The sequence below is a fragment of the Dictyobacter aurantiacus genome (assembly GCF_003967515.1).
GTDB classification, from domain to species: domain Bacteria; phylum Chloroflexota; class Ktedonobacteria; order Ktedonobacterales; family Ktedonobacteraceae; genus Dictyobacter; species Dictyobacter aurantiacus.
This window is the reverse complement of sequence record NZ_BIFQ01000001.1, coordinates 5,084,778-5,102,988: the sequence shown is the minus strand read 5'-3', so window position 1 is coordinate 5,102,988 and position 18,211 is coordinate 5,084,778. Positions and strand designations below refer to the sequence as shown.

Annotated in this window: 15 protein-coding genes; 7 read left to right on the top strand and 8 right to left on the bottom strand. The window is 56.4% G+C overall.

Translation table 11 applies throughout. The features are described from left to right. Nucleotides 1-7 precede the first annotated feature (7 nt). Together KTT_RS20440 and KTT_RS20435 are read right to left on the bottom strand one after the other, a co-directional pair. Nucleotides 8-1,666 carry a tyrosine-protein kinase domain-containing protein gene (locus KTT_RS20440; RefSeq protein WP_126597748.1) on the bottom strand — a complete coding sequence of 553 codons (1,659 nt, stop codon included), beginning with the start codon at nt 1,664-1,666 and terminating at the stop codon, nt 8-10. 24 nt (nt 1,667-1,690) lie between these two features. Beyond that, nucleotides 1,691-3,163: an exopolysaccharide biosynthesis polyprenyl glycosylphosphotransferase gene (locus KTT_RS20435; protein WP_126597747.1), complete on the bottom strand. Its 1,473-nt coding sequence runs from the start codon at nt 3,161-3,163 to the stop codon at nt 1,691-1,693. 175 nt (nt 3,164-3,338) lie between these two features. Here KTT_RS20435 and KTT_RS20430 point away from each other — a divergent pair, with 175 nt between their 5' ends. The 5 genes from KTT_RS20430 to KTT_RS20410 all read left to right on the top strand — a co-directional run bounded on the left by KTT_RS20430 (nt 3,339) and on the right by KTT_RS20410 (nt 9,584). Further along, nucleotides 3,339-3,674 carry a DUF2171 domain-containing protein gene (locus KTT_RS20430; protein WP_126597746.1) on the top strand — a complete coding sequence of 112 codons (336 nt, stop codon included), beginning with the start codon at nt 3,339-3,341 and terminating at the stop codon, nt 3,672-3,674. A gap of 460 nt (nt 3,675-4,134) precedes the next feature. Further along, nucleotides 4,135-5,247: a sigma-70 family RNA polymerase sigma factor gene (locus KTT_RS20425; RefSeq protein ID WP_126597745.1), complete on the top strand. Its 1,113-nt coding sequence runs from the start codon at nt 4,135-4,137 to the stop codon at nt 5,245-5,247. 213 nt (nt 5,248-5,460) lie between these two features. After that, nucleotides 5,461-7,203 carry an ArnT family glycosyltransferase gene (locus tag KTT_RS20420; RefSeq protein ID WP_126597744.1) on the top strand — a complete coding sequence of 581 codons (1,743 nt, stop codon included), beginning with the start codon at nt 5,461-5,463 and terminating at the stop codon, nt 7,201-7,203. A gap of 3 nt (nt 7,204-7,206) precedes the next feature. After that, the gene (locus KTT_RS20415) at nt 7,207-8,361 is read left to right on the top strand and encodes a mannosyltransferase family protein (protein ID WP_126597743.1); all 1,155 of its coding nucleotides are present in this window, start codon (nt 7,207-7,209) and stop codon (nt 8,359-8,361) included. Nucleotides 8,362-8,396: 35 nt separating this feature from the next. Next, nucleotides 8,397-9,584 carry a mannosyltransferase family protein gene (locus tag KTT_RS20410; protein WP_160146002.1) on the top strand — a complete coding sequence of 396 codons (1,188 nt, stop codon included), beginning with the start codon at nt 8,397-8,399 and terminating at the stop codon, nt 9,582-9,584. Between the two features lie 83 nt (nt 9,585-9,667). Here the strand turns inward: KTT_RS20410 and KTT_RS20405 are convergent, their stop codons facing one another. Continuing rightward, nucleotides 9,668-11,095, bottom strand: coding sequence for a glycosyltransferase 87 family protein (locus KTT_RS20405; protein ID WP_126597741.1), 1,428 nt, complete (start codon nt 11,093-11,095; stop codon nt 9,668-9,670). Between the two features lie 269 nt (nt 11,096-11,364). Between KTT_RS20405 and KTT_RS20400 the strand changes: the two genes are divergently transcribed. Further along, nucleotides 11,365-12,063 carry a DedA family protein gene (locus KTT_RS20400; RefSeq protein ID WP_218030941.1) on the top strand — a complete coding sequence of 233 codons (699 nt, stop codon included), beginning with the start codon at nt 11,365-11,367 and terminating at the stop codon, nt 12,061-12,063. A gap of 36 nt (nt 12,064-12,099) precedes the next feature. Here the strand turns inward: KTT_RS20400 and KTT_RS20395 are convergent, their stop codons facing one another. Together KTT_RS20395 and KTT_RS20390 are read right to left on the bottom strand one after the other, a co-directional pair. After that, nucleotides 12,100-12,948 carry an alpha/beta fold hydrolase gene (locus KTT_RS20395; RefSeq protein WP_235845781.1) on the bottom strand — a complete coding sequence of 283 codons (849 nt, stop codon included), beginning with the start codon at nt 12,946-12,948 and terminating at the stop codon, nt 12,100-12,102. A 2-nt stretch (nt 12,949-12,950) separates the two neighbouring features. After that, nucleotides 12,951-13,382: a MarR family winged helix-turn-helix transcriptional regulator gene (locus KTT_RS20390; RefSeq protein WP_126597740.1), complete on the bottom strand. Its 432-nt coding sequence runs from the start codon at nt 13,380-13,382 to the stop codon at nt 12,951-12,953. A gap of 182 nt (nt 13,383-13,564) precedes the next feature. On the opposite strand from KTT_RS20390, the gene KTT_RS20385 reads away from it, so the two are divergent. Next, nucleotides 13,565-15,178, top strand: coding sequence for an FHA domain-containing serine/threonine-protein kinase (locus tag KTT_RS20385; protein ID WP_126597739.1), 1,614 nt, complete (start codon nt 13,565-13,567; stop codon nt 15,176-15,178). Between the two features lie 98 nt (nt 15,179-15,276). Here the strand turns inward: KTT_RS20385 and galK are convergent, their stop codons facing one another. Genes galK through KTT_RS20370 form a run of 3 tightly spaced genes read right to left on the bottom strand, consistent with a single transcriptional unit; the run spans nt 15,277 to nt 18,035 of the window. Beyond that, nucleotides 15,277-16,551 carry a galactokinase gene (gene galK / locus KTT_RS20380; protein ID WP_126597738.1) on the bottom strand — a complete coding sequence of 425 codons (1,275 nt, stop codon included), beginning with the start codon at nt 16,549-16,551 and terminating at the stop codon, nt 15,277-15,279. 9 nt (nt 16,552-16,560) lie between these two features. Beyond that, nucleotides 16,561-17,475: a galactose-1-phosphate uridylyltransferase gene (gene galT, locus KTT_RS20375; RefSeq protein ID WP_126597737.1), complete on the bottom strand. Its 915-nt coding sequence runs from the start codon at nt 17,473-17,475 to the stop codon at nt 16,561-16,563. 17 nt (nt 17,476-17,492) lie between these two features. Next, a complete protein-coding gene (locus tag KTT_RS20370; protein ID WP_126597736.1) occupies nt 17,493-18,035 on the bottom strand; it encodes a hypothetical protein in 543 nt (180 codons plus the stop codon). Between the last annotated feature and the right edge of the window lie 176 nt (nt 18,036-18,211).

Here is an 18,211-nt window from a genome sequence, read left to right as displayed (position 1 = left end):
TGACAGGCTAGCGCAGCGGTACCGCGTGTGGCTGACGAACCGTAGCAGAGTTCCGCGGATCGTCTCGGAGCTTCTCCAGGGGACGATAGCGCGCATAAAGCGAAACACGAAGCAGGCCGCCACGACGAGGATATTTATTGACCACACAGCCAATAACACGTGAGCCAGCTTGCGCAAAGCGCGACCGCATCTGCTGCAGATGTGGCTTATGGACACGGTTGAGATCGGCAACCACAATGGTTCCATCCACCTTTGTTGACAGGACAATCGACTCAGAGAGGCCCAGCAGTGGAGAGGTATCAAAGATGACGATCTCCGCATCACAGCAGTCAAGGGCCTGGAAGAAGCGCTGCATGGCCCGCGATTCCAATAGCTCGGCGGGATTGGGAGGGAGAGGTCCGGAAGACATCACACGTAGATTTGGAATACCCGCTGGATGGATATAGCCATCCAATGAGATCGAGCGGGGATCGACCACCGTGTGGAAGACACGCGACGGCTGAGCCTGAAAATCGGGCAGGCTACAGGCCAGAATGGCATTGCTCAATCCGGGCTTATCGGCCGGGAGAGCGAATTTTTCATGCAGTGTAGGACAGAGCAGATCGGCGTCAATCAACAGGGTGCGCTTCCCCGCCAGAGCCATAAAGATGGCCAGGTTGGCCGCGACCGTGCTCTTCCCCTCCCCAGGCAGAGCACTGGTCACCATCAGTGAGCGCAACGGCTTATCCACGCCAGCAAAGCCGATGCTCGAACGCAGGATACGATAAGCGTCCTCATTGGCTGTATGGCGCGCGGGCTGGATCAGTGCATCGGTAGTACGCTCCAACCAGGTAAGCGCCAGCACCGGCCAGGACAGGATTCGCTGCAGCTCCTCGCACGAATGGACGTGCTGATCCACATGGGCCAGCAGCAAGATTAAAGCCAGGCCTGCCAGCAAGCCAACTGCCAGCCCGGCCACAGTATTCAATACGATATCCGGCTGAACTGGTGTGGAAGCCACCTGCGCGGGCTGCGCAATCAGCAGAAAACCGCCGCGCTGAGCCTCTGACAGCTCCAATTGAGCCAGGGCCGACTGCCACTGGTTGTAGTGCTGCTGCAGAGCCGTCAATTGTTCAGAAGATGTATCAGGTTGGCCTTTGGTGGCGTCCGAGGCACGCTGAGCCTTCAACGCATTAATCTGGCGCAGCGTAGAATTAATTTCTTGCTGCAACTGCTGCTGTGAGGCCTGATTCTCCTGCTGCCGATCATGCTCCTGGTGACGAATAAACGTTCGAGCCAGATCATCGGCCAGCAAGGCCGCGCGGTGCGCATCGGTATCCTGAACCGTGATCTCAAAGAGCTGTGTGTTGAGCTTGACGCTGGAAGAGACCATCTTGCGCAGCTGGCTGGCCGTCAAACCTGGATAACGGCCAGCAACCTCCTGTAGCACGGGATCGCAGACCGCCAGCTGCGCCTCGGTCTGCACCAGTTGGTTGCTTGCCAGCAGATCGTTGATATCGCTTTGATTGGTACCCGAATGGATAGCTACCTGCAGCAGTACGCTAGAACGATACACAGGTGTCATGCACAGGCTGACCACCAGCGCGCCCACACCCATCAGCAACACGCACAGCAACAGCAATGGCCAGCGGCGCGCAAATATTATCCAATAATGTCCAAAAGTCATCGCATCCTCCCCCACACGCAACACCTACATCTCCGGCGCGGCCCGGCGGCCGGAACACCACAACACATCCAGCACAGTCTGCAGCAGAATCGACACATCCAGCACAAAAGATTGATGCTGAATATAGTAGAGATCATACTGGAGCTTCACAGCCGCCTCCCCATAAGAGCGAGCATAGGGCATCTTGACCTGGGCCCAGCCTGTCAGTCCGGGCTTCACCTCCAGGCGGCAATGAAACACCGGCAACACCTGCTCCAGTTGAGAAACAAACATGGGACGCTCCGGGCGAGGTCCGATCAAGCTCATCTCCCCACGAAGAATATTGATTACCTGCGGCAGTTCATCCAGATGGGTAGCGCGCAAGAAGCGGCCCACACGCGTCACGCGCATATCGTTCGCACCGGCCCAGAACGCTCCATGCGCTTCAGCATTCACGCACATCGAGCGGAACTTCCATATGCGAAAGCTGCGGCCGCGATACCCCATACGCTCCTGCCGATAAAACACGGGGCCCGGAGAGTCCAGGCGAATGAGCAGGGCAAGCAGGGGCAGCATGCAGAACAACAGCATCAGCCCGAGTACACCAGCGCCGAGATCCAACAAACGCCGCCAGCAACGATAGAGTAGCGATCCCCGATAGTGATAGACTCGCGTCACCAGTTTCCACAGGTCAGGATCCTGCAGCAAAAAACACTTCCCCGCCATGCCCTCGTAAAAGTCCGCCAGAGACAAGATCTGCACACCACGGGCCTGCGCCTCCGCCAGAATCGGATAGAAGACCAGGTCCACATAACAATCGGGAGAGACCACCAGGATATCTACCAGGTCAGATGCGAGCAAGTCATGTAGCGCCATGCGGCCACCCAGCAAGGGCCAGGCCAGGCGGCTATCATCGACACATAATGATTCATCAACGTAGCCAAGAATGGTCATTGCACACTGCTCAGAATGGCACAGCTCGTTCAGGGCAGCATCAGATATCGTGCTGGCTCCGACGATAACGGTCAGGGTCTCAAACAGAACAAACTTGCGCAGCGAAGCATAGCAGGCGCGCCAGAGGCCGAAGATGGGAACAAGCATACAGGCAAACGGCAACAGCATCGCCAGGCCGATAAAGACATCATCCTGGCAAGAGAGGACCAAAAACAGCAGCCAGCATGCCAGCATCAATCCCAGCGCGCACGCCATAGATAGTATTCCCCGGCAATCAGAACACGTATAAAGCTGATCATACGGGCGAACCCGGTACAGAGCAATCAACCAGGCCAGGCCCCCCTGTACCTCCCAGTAAAATGGATTCCAGAGATACGAAGACGTATCAATAACTATAGGAAATGCCGCCCGGTTCATGGAGACCAGAAACAGAGCATATGACAGAACAAACAAGAAGATCAGGGTATCGCCCCCGATCAGCAGCCAGCGCCAACGCCTGGCAGTCCAGCGTCGCTTACGTGGCAGTAAAAGATCCGACAAAGGCATCAACAGCGAACCAGCCATCCACAACCTCCCGAAAAAAAACTGTGTTTTACGCGCTCACATAAACGATACTTTTAAGCATACCAAAAACGGAAATCTGACTTGTGAGTTTGTCGTGAGGTTTCCGTGAAACTTTCCAACGCAGCAAGACGTGAAAGCGAATAGATAAGTATTTGAGCTCAGAAAGAGGTGATGTATGGCATCATTTACCCAGCAAAATGTGCATAAACATATGTCGGTCTATTCGTCCGATAACGATAAACTGGGCCATGTCGGTGATGTATATGAAGATTCGTTTAAAGTTCATAAGGGGTTTATCTTCACGCAAGATCGCTATATTCCCTATAGCGCCATCGAGCAGATTGAGGGCGATACGATCCATCTGCAGTTGACTTCAGACGAGGCCCAGGCCAAAGAATGGACCAAACGGCCAGATTATGAAGATCACCTGGGAGATCCGACCCAGTTAATGTATGATCGTGGACACGGCGTCCGTGATCCCTTTGACGAAGTGAATCCTGATCAATCCTAAGGCATTACCCTCTACACCACCCTACAGCGGCGGCATCCGTTTTCCCCATCAAACACCACGTGCCCGCGCTCGCGCGGCTAACCGATGCCGCTATGGGGCTGGTTTTCCAGTGTTTAAGCATATCGGTGCGCCTCGATGCCGAGTTCGCATTTACAAATAAAGTACATTAATTCAATCTTTTATCAAAAAATCACGCTGTGCACGAAAAAGGCACAGGCCAACAAATAGAATATACAGTCAGAACCTGAGACTATTTAAGGTGATCACCTGATGTTACTTGAACACGGGATTCTCTAAAATAGAGCTAAAGATAGTACAGAAGAATGGACACGTACGCGCAACACAGAGACATGCATCAAACCATGTGTATAGCGCTTGCCTGTGAGTAGAAACCACGAGGCCATACGGAGTCCGACGCTGATTTTGTCGGTAAGTTTCCTCCTGAAGGGAGCGTGGAATTATGGTGATTGAAAACCCTGTCAGAGAAGACCAGAGGGACATGCACACTACAACGGTAGAACGAACCACCCGATCTCCCCGATCCAGGCGCAAGGCCACGAAGGACCAATCTCAGCCGGTGATGGAGCGCAATACTGAGCCTCTTGGCGAGATAGACCTGGTATTGGATGAGGAGGGTGCGAATGAGCTGCTTGAGGATGATGAGGTCGAGGGTGGGGAAGCATATGTTCTAGAAGAGGCCGCTCCTCGTCGTAAAGAGGGTGGGATTACCGGGACAAAAAGTGCCTCGGGGTCTGAAGATGCTTTTCAGAGTTATCTACGTGATATTCGCCGTCACGGTCTGATTACGCATGAAGAAGAGATAGAACTTGCCCGCCGCGCGGCGACCGGTGACAACGATGCGCGCCGCATCTTGATTGAATCGAATCTGCGCCTGGTAATCGCGATCGCGCGGCGCTATACCAGTACTGGAGTGCCCCTGGTGGATTTAATCCAGGAAGGCAACATGGGACTGATGCGCGCGGCGGAAAAATTTGACTCTGAACGCGGCTGCCACTTCGGCACCTATGCGACATGGTGGATTCGCCAGGCGGTGAGCCGGGCGGCCGGCGAGCAATCGCGCATGATCCACCTGCCGGAGCACGTCGCGACCCGCCTGCGCAAAGTACGGCGTGTGGCCGCGCAGCTCTCGCAGGAAAATGGGCTGGATCCGCTGCCAGAAGATATCGCGGCCGCCTGCAATATCGATGTCAATGAAGTCGCGGACCTGCTGGGCGTCATTGAGCAGCCAGTTTCACTGGATGCCCCCGTGGATGAAGAGGCCCGCTATTCGCTGGCTGATACGCTGGAGGATAGCACCACTCCCGCCCCGGCTGATACCGCCTCACAGCATCTACTGGGTGAAGAGTTGCACCGGGCGCTCGCATTCCTCACTCCTCGCGAACGCGCCGTCATCACCCTGCGCTACGGCATTGGTGATGGGAGAAGCCGCACCCTGCTCGAAGTAGGCAAAGAGCTCGGCATCTCGCGTGAACGCGTGCGCCAGCTCGAAGTCGTCGCGTTGATGAAGCTGCGCGGCATGAGCAACAGCATCTCGCTACGCGAATGCGTCTAACGTACTCACTTCATGGGAACCTGCTGACAGGTTCCCTTTTTGTTGCCTGGCGCCTTTTTTCACAACTTCCTCACAGCTTTCTGACAGTGCGCGCGGTACTACATTCTCGACGCTCAGCGCCGCGTTATGATATACTAGCCCGCGATCACAGGAAGTATTCCAGCATCTTGTACGCGCACGTACACACCTACCCACTACACTACCGGGGGATTTATGGATACCAGGCTAGATCTCACAACCGAAGATGATAATACACATCAGGCATCAGGTCCAACAGCAGCATCGACTGCAACGCGCCGCACCCATGCGCTCGATCTTGTTTTCCTGCTCGGGCTGGCTATCGTCGCGTTGATACCGCGTCTGCTTCTGGCACGTCAACTGGATGTGGTTACGGATGAGGTTGTCTATATTTTAGGTGGCAAGGTCTATCTGCCACTGATTACGCACGCCAACATTACCTCAAGCCAATGGGTCACCTTTAACTACGAGCATCCGCCACTGGCCAAGGTATTGATGGGGATCTCGATAGCCTTCAACAACATTCTCGGGCATCCCGTGGGCGAGTTGCTGGCGGCACGCATACCCAGCGTCGTGCTAGGGACCTTACTGGTGGCCGCCGTCTACTGGTTGGGGCGTGCCCCCTTTGGTCGCACCATCGCGCTGATCGCAGCGCTCAGCCTGGCCTTCAGTCCCTGGCTGGCCTATTTTAGCGCCCTCGCCTACCTGGACATGACCATGACCACGTTTGTGACGATCGCCTTCCTAACCCTGTGGCACGCGATCCGCCGCCCCTGGCTCTTTCCGGTCATGGCCCTACTGGTCGGGCTGGGAGCCGCCAGCAAATACACCGCCGTCCTGGTCATACCCGGCATTGTCATATTTACTGCCTATTACTATTTCTTGCTGCGTCCAACCATGCCAGCCGAACAGCGGCCAGCCCTACCATGGAAGTGGTGGGGAGCGACCATCCTGGTCGCTCCGCTCGCCTTCTTACTGGTCGACCCGGCCATCTGGCTCAATCCCATTGGTCGCCTGATTCACAGCTTCACCTTTGAGTGGAATCACTCCGCCAACGGGCATCCAACCTTCATCGCCGGCCAGTTCTACACCCATGTCCCCCACTGGTCCATCATCTTCATCATCTTCACCAAGATGAGCGCCTTCCTGACCATTCCGGCCGCCATCTTCGTGATCGTGGCTTTGGTGCAGCTGGTGCGCTTCCACCTGCGCGCCACCCAGATGGAGACGGAGAAGGCAGCCAGCGATGCCTACCTGGTTATCTGGCTGCTGAGCGTGCTGGGCATGTTCAGCGTGCTCAATATCGTCGTCGGCACCCACTACCACCTGCCACTGGCCCCATCGGTAGCTATCGCCGGTGTCAGCGGGCTGGCTATGATTATCGGCGCTATCGCGCGCCTGGTCAGCAGAAAGCGGACAGGCGAGGAAGAAAGCGCGACCGGTCGTGCGGCGATCGGCAAGCCGGCCGTCATTATCCCGGTCGCCATCCTGGCGCTGCTGGCCATTGGTCCGCACCTGCTGGGACTGACCACGGTCTACGCGGCTGAAGGCTATACCAATGAGTTCTTCCAGAACAATGAAGACACCACCATGCAGGTGGCCTATCCGGCCTATCGCGAGGCTCTGCAGTGGCTGGAAACGTCAGCGCCGGCGCAGGCAAAGGTTGGGCTAATCGGCAGCAGTCTGAATGGATACAGCAAGAACACCAGCTGGTTCAGCTATAATACGGCCCTTGATCAACGCTTCCAATTGCAGCAGATCGACGTGACGGCCAAAGATTTTAAGCAGACGAGCACAAGCTTTCAGGGATATCAATACCTGGTCTGGCCCAGGCACCTGGTGCAGCGCGGCTATCCCTTTCCAGCCAATACCAGTGTGATACATACCATCATGGGAGGCAATACGACCTATTGCTATATCCTGAAGGTCAATCCGTAGCATATGCAACAGCAGCGCCCAACACGAGATATACTCTGGCTCTTCGCAGGCACGCGGCTCCTCCTGGTGGCCATTACCTATATCGGCTACATCCTGCTGACGGCCGCCAAATATTCGGATACGCCGGTCAATGCGGCGGCCCTGTTCAGCACGTGGAACCACTGGGATGCGGCCAACTATGCGCACATCGCGCAGTATGGCTATCAGACGATCGATAACCTGGCCTTCTTCCCCCTGTTGCCGCTATTGATCGCCGGAGGGGCGCGTCTGCTGGGTGGAGGAGACTGGAGCTATATCTTTGTGGGCATGCTGATCAGCAACCTGGCACTGCTGGGCACACTCTTCATCATCTACCGCCTGGGACTTGAGCTGGTGGGACACGAGCTCTCGCTGCGCTCCCTGCTCTACCTGTGCATCTTTCCCACCGCCTTCTTCTTCTTTGCCGCCTACAATGAGTCGCTGTACCTGCTCTTCGCGGCGGGAGCTTTCCTGGCGCTCAAGCGGCAGAAGTGGTGGCTGGCGGGACTGCTGGGCATGCTGGCCTCACTCACGCGCTCGGTTGGCATCCTACTGGTCGTGCCCTATCTCTACGAGCTCTGGGAGCAGCGATCCTATATCCTGACGCGCCGCAGTACGGTGGTAGTGAGCCTGGCGGCGCTCCTGTTGATCCCACTGGGAACGCTCATCTACGCCAGCTACAACTGGTACGCCTTTGGCAATCCGCTGGCCTTCGTCACGGTGCAGGCCAGCTGGTCGCGCCACACCACGTGGCCCTGGATGGGTCTCTTCCAGGCCTTCTGGGCGCTCTTCTTCTATCACCAGCAGGGATTCGGCTCCTCCAACCAGGCGCACCTGCTGCTGGACCTGAGCGCCACCCTGGGCTTTATCGCCCTGGTCATCGCTGGCTGGCGCAGACTGCCAAAGAGTTATAGTATATGGATGGCAATATTCCTGCTCTACATCCTGCTCAATCCAGCGCAGAAACCGGACATACTGCTGTCAAACCAGCGCTTTGTGCTGGAGATGTTTCCGGCCTTCTTCACCCTGGCGCTGCTGAGCAAGCGCTGGCCGCACCTGCACCACGCCCTGCTGCTGCTCTTTCCCACCCTGCAGGCCGTGTTGGGGATCGCCTTTATCATGAACCGGTGGGTTGTATGAACGGCATCATTTTGATTGGGGAGTTGAGATCTTTGGTGGAACGTAAGCGCCCGCAAGGGGCGCACCTACGCGGCAAGCGCCCGCAAGGGGCGCACCTACGTGATATGCTGTGGCTCTTTCTGGGGAGCCGCCTGGCGCTGATCCTGGTAACATATTTCGGTTATATTTTGCTGACGCAGGAAAAATACTCGGGGGCGCCGGTCGCCTTCAACACGTTCTTGAATAACTGGAACCAGTGGGATGCCACGCGCTACATCCACATCGCGCAGTATGGTTACCGGCCTCCCTATGATCTGGCCTTCTTTCCGCTCTTCTCGCTGCTGATCGCCATTCCAGGGCACCTGCTCGGGGACTGGAGCTATCTGCCGCTGGGCATGCTGATCAGCAACCTGGCGCTGCTGGGCGCGCTGTTCGTCCTCTACCAGTTAGCTACGGATGCCGGCGGAGAGCAGGTTGGGCGTCGCGCGATCCTCTATCCATGTATCTTTCCCACCGCCTTCTTCTTTTTCGCCGCTTATAACGAGTCCCTTTTCCTGCTGCTGAGCAGCGCGACACTGCTGGCGCTACGGCGACAGCGCTGGTGGCTGGCCGGTCTTTTCGGCCTGCTGGCGGCCCTGACACGTAGCGCCGGGGTAATGCTGGCCGCGCCCTACCTCTACGAGCTCTGGCTGGCGCGGGAGAGTGTTTTGAGCAGTAAGCGCAGGTTGCTTGCCAGCACACTGCCGATCGTACTAATTCCACTGGGACTGGCGCTCTATTGTCTCTATTGCTGGAAGGTGAGCGGGAATCCGCTGATGTTCGCCGTGGTGCAGCCGCACTGGGGACGCCAGACGAGCTGGCCCTGGCAGGGATTCATCCAGGTCATCTTCGAGCTGTTCGTGCATCAACCCTTTGGCTCATTCAACCAGGTGCACATCTTGCTTGACACCACGGCGACCGCGGCCTTTATCGTCCTGGCCATCGTGGGACGCAAGAAGCTGCGCCCCACCTATACGCTATGGATCGCCCTGTTGCTGTTGAGCGTCCTTGTCTCTTCGAGCATCGGGCAGCGCGATCCATTTATCTCCAACCAGCGCTTTGTGCTGGAGATGTTCCCGGCCTTCATCACCCTGGCCATGATCAGCGTCAGACGGCCGCGCCTGCACCAGGCGCTGCTGTGGATCTTTCCGGCGCTGCTGGCCACCCTTACCCTGCTCTTCGTCATGGGGAGATGGATGGTGTAGATATATTTATGGGGTAACGATGTATGGAACCGCGCTGAGCGCGGTTCCATACATCGTTACCCCATAAATATGGTGATTTGAGATCATGATCCCGGCGTCGTGGCAACGGGAGGGCTCACATCGAGGGCGGGAGCGGACTGCTCGTCTACGAAGACGGGCTTCTGCGAGCGATTAACGGTGGCGATGTACAGCACCACCAACACAAAGGCGGCCAACAGGAAGTTGCGCGTCGTGGTGGCTGGGAAGAAGGGCCACAGATAGGGGACCTTCTCGATGTTATGCGTCATGATGTAGATGTAAGGGTAGATCCAGGTAGTCAGCAGGCCGATCAAGCCCCAGCAGATCACCCACCAGCGCCGGTCCTCACCGACATAGGCCACCAGGGGCACGACCCAGATCAGGTACTGCGGGCTGAAGACTTTGCCGGTCACCATTACGACCAGCAGCGTCAGCAGGCTGGCGGTGGCCAGATCGATCTTGCCGCGCCACTGCAGCCAGAAGACGTAGAGGATACCCACCACTTCAGCCAGCGTCGCCAACAGCGACATCACACGGGCACCCGAGGCCAGCATATTCAGCGAACCATAGGTGTAGACATACTGAGCAGGCTTTGAGAAGATGTGGCTGAGAATCCACAATAGCGAAGCGGGCAGCGACTCCACCTGAATCGGGCGCGTCGAAAAGTAGCTGAACGGCGAGATGGTCCCCTCGACGCTGAGCAGCAGCGAGACACCCATCACGATCACGCAGGCCACCACAAAGAGAGCCAGCGGGACCAGGCGGCGCCACGATTTCCAGGACAGGGTCGAATCCTTCTGCTGCGCGATCAGGAACGCCGGCAGCAGGACGACGGGATAAAACTTATAGAGAACCGCCAGCGCCAGCAGGACAAACGCCCAGTTCCAGTGCCTCTTCATGGCGCAGATCACGGCGAAGAGGGTCAGCGCGGACGGAATGATATCGTAGCGGCCCGCCATCGTGCCCCAGCCGCCCACGACCAGCAGGAAGGCATAGACCAGGGCCGCGCGCCGCGAACGCCATTTGAGCAAGACCAGGTAGACCAGGGCGGCCACCACCAGCATCCAGAAGGCGAAGGCGATCTGGAAAAAATGCATCGGCACCAGCAGCGAAAGGGTAAATGGGATCAGGGTCAGCATGGGGTATTCATAGGGCAGAGCGTGAAATGGCTGGCTGGAAGACTGGCCATCCACAAACTGCACCAGGCCCGACGGCAAGCCCAGGTCCGACATCTTCTTCACCAGTTCGGTATGCGTAATTGGAATCAGCTGCTTGCTCGGTTTGAGTAGAAATTTACACTGGCCCGGCGGCAGATCCTTCAACGCGGACGTGCCATGCCAGAAGGCGCGCGTATAACATTGATATCGTGCGGCATCCGTATTGGTTGCAAAGATTTGCCAGGAGGCACCATAATACAGCAAGCCTGCCATGACAAGGATCACAACAATATCTATGATCGAAATATTTTTTTTATCCAGGCTGGATGCGATCATCGTTAGGACCTTACTCTATAATTTTAGGCTCTATACCAGAAATAAAGACTGCATATGATTTTTCAGCGCACAGATCTGTACAGGTACATCCTGGTAGGTCAGGACACGTATGTTTCCAGTTGCGAGCATATCAGTCACCAGTATAAAGATAGAAGCGTAACCCTGTCAATGAAACCTGACTGTTGTCTTTAATCATCCTTGTCACCATCAATAGAGCTGGACGCATCCATTTTCGTATGTGCACAGTATTACTGGCAGGAGGGAATGACATGCGAAAATTGCCATCTTTAATTGGCGCTCATCTATTTGGGCAACCAGGGATGACGCTTGCCAGTTTTAATATTCTACAGTTCCTACAAAACTTCCTGCATACGCTGGGCTATCCAGCTGTGGTGCTGGTGGTGATGGTCGAGAGTGCGGGGGTGCCGGTGCCAGGTGAGACGATGCTGCTGCTCGCCTCATTTTATGCCGCCGTCTACCATGACCTTTCGCTGCCCATCGTGATCGCCTGTGCCGCCGTCGGGGCTATCCTCGGCGATAATGTCGGCTACGGGGTCGGGCGCACAGGGGGAAAAGCCTTTGTTCATCGCTATGGGCGCTATGTGTTTCTCAAACCGGAGCGTCTCCAGCGATCAGAAGAGTTTTTTGCCAGGCACGGCAACAAGACCGTCTTCTTCGGCCGCTTCGTCGCCGTCCTGCGCGCCTTCGCGGCCTTCCTGGCCGGAGTCAACAGGATGCACTGGCCAACGTTTCTCGCTTACAACGCCGCCGGCGGCATCATCTGGGCCACCATCTATGGTCTGCTCGGTTATTACGCGGGACGCGTCTTCCATGACAACTTCACGCTTGTCGAGCACCTGGCCAGCAATATCAGCCTGGTTCTGGGAGCGGTGATCGTACTTGGCGCGATTATCGCGTTTTTTGTCTACAAAAAGCGCAAAGACAACGCGCCACAATCCAGCAGATAGCAAGCCAGGTAAGCACAGCCGGGGCAAACCCGGCACCTACTTCAGAAAGTAGGCACAGACCGCCTCGGCAACTTCTCGTGGAGCCTTTTTGTCGATGCCAAAGTGGTCGAGCCTGGGAAACTCTTGTGTTTCAGATTGCGAGATGACCGTTGCGAGCCGCTCTAAAGCGAGATGGAGCCATGGGAGATCGCTTTTCCCGCCATACATGAGCAAGACGCTCGCGGTTATTTCCCGGTAGTTTTCATAGCTACCATCGAGCCGGGCTGTTTCCTGGTGCTCACGTATACTCTCATGGAGCAGGCTCAACCTCTGTTTGAGCTCATGAGGGCTGAGGATAAGCGGAATCATCAGTTTCATGAGCCAGCGAGGTGTCCGGCGCACCCGTTCAGGGCCACAGCGGAGCGTAAACTCGACAAAGGCGTCGAGGTATTTTTTTTCGGCGAGCTTCTTCTGGCTACCAGGGATCCAATCCATGGGGATAGACCCATCAATAGACACTCCCGGTTCGTACACCGCTAATTTGGTGAATGAAGGGTTGTGACGAGCTGCTTCCAGAGCCACAAAGCCACCAAAGCTGTGGCCAACCAGAAATGATGCACCGGTCTTTTGCTGCAAGGCGAACACATCCTCACACTCTTTGCGAATACTGTAGTCCGCGCCCTGTGGACCGCTCTCGCCTCGCCCGCGCCGCTCGATAATGTGGACGGTGAAATGCTCGGCCAGAGCGCGTGCGAACGCGGTGTAGTCGGATGCCGTAGAGAGCACGCCGGGAATAACAATCACAGCTGGCCCGCTTCCCATAGTGAGGTAGCTAATCTTCGTTCCATCCTGAGAAGATACGAAGTGGGTAGCGTCCGGGGCTGTCCTCATGTAACTGGTGGTCATAATTACTCCTTCTTCATTTTCGTCATCAGAGCCTGATACAATCGTTCAGAGAGTTCGCGGTAATGCTGTGCATCAACATCTGCAAGTTCCATCAACTGATCAAAGTGTGAGTCCAGTAACTCTCTCCCTGTTGCGACTAGCTCGCTTCCCTTCGGTGTGATGGTCACGAGACGCTTGCGGCCATGCTCCGGACTCTTTGCCGTCTGGATGCAATTGTCCCTGGCCAACTCCACCACCATCGTACTGACGGCAGGATCGCTATAGCCCAGAGCAACGGCCAATTCATGTTGGGTGACCGTGCCACAATGTTGCAGGACAGTCAGAAAGAGAAAACGCCTGTACGAAATGCCCACGTGCGTCTGCAACAATTGATCAGCTGCGCGGTCAATTTCGAACATGAGTTTACCTAACAAATAGGCAAGAGATGTATTCATTTTGATGTGAACCCCTTAATATTAACCGGTTAATATTAATATGTTAACATAATTAGAGAAGATACGCAACCATTTTTGGAAAGAGTCTCCACCGGTCAAGTAATTTAATACAATGAAACAGATCGATATGGTACAATACCATGCATATGTAACATGTTTTTAGATCAAAATGAGGGTAAGGCATGCATACACTGGAAGAAGGTCAGAAGTTTGAACGCTATCGCATCATGCGCTTCGCAGGGAATGGGGCAGCCGGGAGCAGTTATGCAGCAGAGGATAGCCGCCAGCAGCGCACGGTACTGCTGAAAATAATTCATCCCTGGACGCTTCTTCCAGACGCAGCCCGGCGCCAGTTTTTGCGCGAGATGCAGTCCATGGGCGGCCTGGCGCATCCTCAGTTGGCCCGGATTCTGAATTATGGGGAATGGCATGGGCAGCTCTTCGTCGCCCGCACCTACACCGGTTATGGATCGCTGATTAATGAACAGGGCCGAAGCTGGTTCCGTCCACCGATGGATGTGCGACGCGCCGTCGGCTATGCGGCCCAGATCGCCGGAGCGCTGGCGCAGCTCCACACAATCGGGTATACCCATGGATCGCTCACCCTTTCTAATATCCTCATCGCGCAGGACCCTTCCGCGACCAGCAGCAGTCCTTTTTTGATCGCCGATGCCGCGCTGGGGACCTTTGTACGCAAAATGGGGCAGCCGCCAATGACCTTCTTCTCGATGACAGCCGCGCCAGAACAGTTCACAGGCCGCACAATACAGGCCAGTGATCAATATGCCCTGGCCGTGCTCCTCTACCTATGGCTGGCCGGGCGCCCCCCATTTCTAGGTACGCCTGAGGAGATCAAGATGCATAAAATTCAGGGGATGATCCCATCGCTGCTCCCTTTCAACGCTGACGTCACGTATGGAATGGAAAACACTATTCGGCGCGCCCTCAGCCCCAATCCCGGTCATCGCTTCGCCAACGTCAGCGCGTTTGTGCAGACCCTGCAAAAAGCCCTGGATGACGGTCTACCACCGGCCCGTCCCTTCCGACAGAAGAGCGGCGCGCTGCCCCATGCCGAGCAAAAACCGGTCCAGCCCGACACTGAACCGCTACGCCGCATTGAGCCTGATACGCCCCGACCCGTTCATGAGCCACCACCAGCGCCCGAGCCGGTGCGCGAACCCAACTCCGAACCTCTGCCAGAGGAACCGATTAAAACCTCACCAGAGCCACTACCATCGGGGCCCCGGCCATTCGAACCCGATATCGCCCAGCCGGTGCCCGACGCCACGCCCTTCGGGCCGCCCGAGTTACAACCTGTCGAACCGGTTCAGCCTGAATCCCAACCAGAGACCGCCCCAGCGCCCCAGGCTCCCCCAAAAGAGGAACCTAAAAGGGATATCATTGACACGGAACCGCTGCTGCCCCTGCCCGAGCCGATGGCAGCCAACGATCCCTACCTGCTAATCACGCCGCCGCTCACTGGTAAACCGATCATCTATCCACTCACCAGGGATGAAACCAGCCTGGGACACGCTGGCTCCAGCGATATCCTACTGGACCAGGACGAGGAGACATCAAGACACCACGCCCTGATTCGAGTTAAAGATAGGCAATGCTGGATACATGATTGCAGCAGCGCCACTGGGGTATTTGTCAACGGGCAAAAGCTGGTTCCTGAACAGGAACAGCAGCTGCAAAACGGGGACGAAATTGGGATCGGCAAGTACGTACTTATTTTTTATGATACCCGGCCGGCCCCTCACCTGGTGCAGCAAAAGGAAGGGGTACTCTCTTAAGAGAGCGTGGGGAGCGCAGGCACCCCCATTTCTATATATTGAGGCATCAGGTGCGCAAATGCGCACCTGATGCCTCAATATATAAAGGTGAGAAACGATTATTGTGTGACGACGTGGCCGGGACCGGCGGCGGCGCGGCAGATATCGATGCTGGCCTGGCGGCCGGTACGCTCGGGATAGTGCTGTTCAACGGCCTGGCGCAGGGCGTCAACGGCGTCGCTGCGTACCAGGTTGATGGTGCAGCCGCCGAAGCCGCCGCCCATCATACGCGCTCCGTAGACTCCAGGAACGTCATGGGCGATATCGACCAGGGCATCCAGTTCGGCGCAGCTCACCTCGTACTCATCGCGCAAGCCCGCGTGACCGATCCACAGAATCTTGCCTACCTCTTCGATCTGGCCTGCCTCCAGCAGCTTCACGACCTGCAGGACACGCTCGTTCTCTGCGATCACATAACCGGCGCGCTTGCGCAAGACCTCGGGCAGTTGATTCTTGTAGCGCTCGAACTGCTCAGGCGAGATGTCGCGCAGCTCTTTAATCCCACGCGCCTGCTCGTTGCCGGGCTCATCCTGCAGGATCAAGTCGCGCAAGCGCTCCGTCGCCTCTTCGCACTGCTGGCGACGCTCGTTATAGGCGGACGAAGCCAGTTCGCGGCGCACGCCCGTATCGATAACCACCAGCGATACGTTGGGATACTCAAACGGCAGGTAGCGATAATCCAGCGAACGGCAATCGAGCAGCACCGCCTTGCGCGGCTGTCCCAGGCACGAAGCGGCCTGGTCCAGGATACCGCTTCTGAGGCCAGAAGCGATATGCTCGGCACGCTGACACAGACCGGCGGTCTCTATAGGAGTCAGGGTGGCATCCTTTTCACCAATGGTGAAGGCATGGTCTGAAAAGAGGGCATAGGCTTCGGCCGAGGCGATCTCTAGCGCAGCTGAGGAGCTCATGCCGCCGCCCAGCGGCACATCGCCACTGACCACGGCGTCAAAGCCCTTCAAGGTGATACCAGCGCGCAGCAGTTCAGCTCCCACCCCCAGCACATAACGGGCCCAGCCCGGCAGCGGCTTGCGTTGCTGATCAAAATTTTCCGGCAGGCCGTCCAGCGAAAACTCGGCATACTCCTTGAAGTGGGCCGACCAGAGTCGCACCGTCTGATCCTGGCGCGTACGGCCGGCGAAGGCCGACACCCGGTCGACCGCCATCGGCAGCACGAAGCCGCCATTATAATCCGTATGCTCGCCAATCAGATTCACCCGGCCGGGGGCCCAGGCAGCGCCCAGCGGGCTCGCGTAGGCGGTTTTGTCATCAAATATCCGCGGGAATTGCTCAAGAGCCTCTTTAACCGGTGGTAACAACTTCGTTGAATCCATGATACGTCACTACTTTCCTTTTACTTGATCGATCGCCGCGCGCAGCTCCTGAGCCTTCTGTACAGGAGCCGAGTCGTTGGCCCACAGTCCCCACACCGATTCAGAGGAGGCGGCATATTTGAGCTTGCCGGGGGCACGTCCGATGGCGAGGATCTCAACGTGGAAGTGGAAGCGCTCATCGGCCAGCTGATGCAGACCAAGCAGATACGGCATCGGGGCCATCTCGCCATCATTGAGAGCATTATAGCCACGGATAACCTGCAGCATCAACTCGGCCAGGTCGCGCAGCTCCTCATCTTCCATCAGGCCAATATTAGCCACGTGACGACGCGGATAGAGATGGGTTTCATAGGGATAGCGCACGTAGGGCGGCAGAAACGCCTGCCAGGTCGTATTGGCGGTCACCTGCTGCTCCCCATCGCTCAATTCCTCGCGCACACGGCAGAAGGGACAGCCGCTGCCAGACTCGAAGTCCAGCGCCACCGTCTCCATCTCGCGCTCCAGAATGGAGGGAACCACCGAGACACCGTACGCCTGGCCGTGAGGATGATTCTGCGTCTGGCCGATGGCGGCCCCGCTATTCTCAAAAATCATGACGGTCGGGTAGCGGGACGAGAGATCGCGGTACAGATCACGCCACAATTTAGTGACCTCAAATACCTCATCAACCGTCAGCTGGGTAAATTTACGATTATGGTCACGGTTATAAATAACGACATAGGCCTCGCCAACGGGCGGCTTCAAGGGTGGAAAATCATTCGGATGCAGCCAGACCTGCGTATCCGGCCCGACACGCCCGCTGGTAATATCGGCACAGAAAGGGCACTCGTTGGTCCCCTCACGGCGATTCATACGATGGGCAGCATTTACAAGATACTGTCTCAGAATAGGATTCCAGACCAGTGGAGTAGTATATTCCTGCATAAAGCAATCCCTACCTATTAATGATGATGAGGATGATGAGCGACCTCGCTACCCAGCAGCACACACCGTCCCTGCCGGGCCAACGCGGCGAGCAGTTCCCCCTTATCAATGGGGTGCCCATCGGCGTCCGTGGTCAAAAGCCATTCATCCCAGCTGGCTTTATCTGTAAACAGGGCCCAGGCCACGGGAGCGACCTGCCCATTGGTAATACGTATCAACTCCTGAGCATGGGAAAAACCAGGCTCCAGCTCTGATAAAGCTGGCAAAGCAGGATCATCTAAGGCGGCAAACGTACGAAGCGAGCATACAGCACCGTTGAGCACTTCGCAGATACATCCCAGCCAGAGTGTTTCTTGCTCTTGCGCGGCATCAACCTGCCAGACGCCCAGCATCAGAGAGCAGTGGGACGGCAACGTCTGGAGGAAAGCATCGATGGATGCTTTATTCCAGCCATGCCAGTCCTGGTGTTGTTCTATTTTTAGTGCAATATCCAGCATTGGACGCACGGCATTCCATAAGGAGGATGTAGCATCGACAACCACAAATTCTTCAGCAAACACGCTTTATGCTCCTCTATAAAAAACACACATTGCATGCAAAAGAGAAAGCGCTATGGTCAATCGCGAATAAATAACACCTGGGCGGGCCCCTCGATATAAAGAGCATCGATTTTCAATCAATCGATGAAAAGGGGCGCTGTTGTGAGATTCTCTTCTTTGCCTGCAATCAAAGTATA

Bases quoted from the DNA above. Each gene is read 5' to 3' on its own strand.
- KTT_RS20390 (WP_126597740.1), bottom strand. From the start codon at position 13,382: ATGAATACATCTCTTGCCTATTTGTTAGGTAAACTCATGTTCGAAATT.
- KTT_RS20420 (WP_126597744.1), top strand. From the start codon at position 5,461: ATGGATACCAGGCTAGATCTCACAACCGAAGATGATAATACACATCAG.
- KTT_RS20405 (WP_126597741.1), bottom strand. From the start codon at position 11,095: ATGATCGCATCCAGCCTGGATAAAAAAAATATTTCGATCATAGATATT.
- galK (WP_126597738.1), bottom strand. From the start codon at position 16,551: ATGGATTCAACGAAGTTGTTACCACCGGTTAAAGAGGCTCTTGAGCAA.
- KTT_RS20430 (WP_126597746.1), top strand. From the start codon at position 3,339: ATGGCATCATTTACCCAGCAAAATGTGCATAAACATATGTCGGTCTAT.
- KTT_RS20435 (WP_126597747.1), bottom strand. From the start codon at position 3,163: ATGGCTGGTTCGCTGTTGATGCCTTTGTCGGATCTTTTACTGCCACGT.
- galT (WP_126597737.1), bottom strand. From the start codon at position 17,475: ATGCAGGAATATACTACTCCACTGGTCTGGAATCCTATTCTGAGACAG.
- KTT_RS20400 (WP_218030941.1), top strand. From the start codon at position 11,365: ATGCGAAAATTGCCATCTTTAATTGGCGCTCATCTATTTGGGCAACCA.
- KTT_RS20425 (WP_126597745.1), top strand. From the start codon at position 4,135: ATGGTGATTGAAAACCCTGTCAGAGAAGACCAGAGGGACATGCACACT.
- KTT_RS20440 (WP_126597748.1), bottom strand. From the start codon at position 1,666: ATGACTTTTGGACATTATTGGATAATATTTGCGCGCCGCTGGCCATTG.
- KTT_RS20395 (WP_235845781.1), bottom strand. From the start codon at position 12,948: ATGACCACCAGTTACATGAGGACAGCCCCGGACGCTACCCACTTCGTA.
- KTT_RS20415 (WP_126597743.1), top strand. From the start codon at position 7,207: ATGCAACAGCAGCGCCCAACACGAGATATACTCTGGCTCTTCGCAGGC.
- KTT_RS20385 (WP_126597739.1), top strand. From the start codon at position 13,565: ATGCATACACTGGAAGAAGGTCAGAAGTTTGAACGCTATCGCATCATG.